Origin of the sequence: Streptococcus infantis, assembly GCF_001579645.1 — a bacterium.
GTDB lineage: Bacteria > Bacillota > Bacilli > Lactobacillales > Streptococcaceae > Streptococcus > Streptococcus infantis_E.
Genome location: NZ_KQ970820.1, coordinates 147,710 through 148,474 on the forward strand (window position 1 = coordinate 147,710; position 765 = coordinate 148,474).

Annotated in this window: 1 protein-coding gene; it reads right to left on the minus strand. The window is 49.4% G+C overall.

Annotated features, from left to right (window positions below; genetic code table 11):
- A partial coding sequence (locus SINDD18_RS11680) for a hypothetical protein (RefSeq protein WP_193750838.1) occupies positions 1-765 on the minus strand: 765 nt, incomplete at both ends.

The window sequence follows — 765 nt, forward strand, 5'->3', positions numbered from 1 at the left end:
CAGATGCGCTTGTTGATGCTGACTCTGATGCGCTTGTGCTTGCTGATTCTGATGCTGATGTTGACGCTGACTCAGAGGCACTTGTTGATGCAGACTCTGATGCGCTTGTGCTTGCTGATTCTGAAGCTGATGTTGACGCTGACTCAGAGGCACTTGTTGATGCTGATTCTGATGCTGATGTGCTTGCTGACTCTGATGCACTTGTGCTTGCTGATTCTGATGCTGATGTGCTTGCTGAGGCTGACGCACTTGTTGATGCTGATTCTGATGCTGATGTGCTTGCTGATTCTGATGCGCTTGTGCTTGCTGATTCTGATGCTGATGTTGACGCTGACTCTGATGCGCTTGTGCTTGCTGACTCTGATGCACTTGTTGATGCTGACTCTGACGCACTTGTTGATGCTGACTCTGATGCGCTTGTGCTTGCTGACTCTGATGCGCTTGTGCTTGCTGATTCTGACGCACTTGTTGATGCTGACTCAGACGCACTTGTTGATGCTGACTCTGACGCACTTGTTGATGCTGACTCTGATGCGCTTGTGCTTGCTGACTCTGACGCACTTGTTGATGCTGACTCTGATGCGCTTGTGCTTGCTGATTCTGAAGCTGATGTGCTTGCTGATTCTGATGCAGACGTTGATGCTGATTCTGATGCGCTTGTGCTTGCTGATTCTGAAGCTGATGTGCTTGCTGACTCTGATGCGCTTGTGCTTGCTGATTCTGAAGCTGATGTTGATGCTGATTCAGATGCTGATGTGCTTGCTG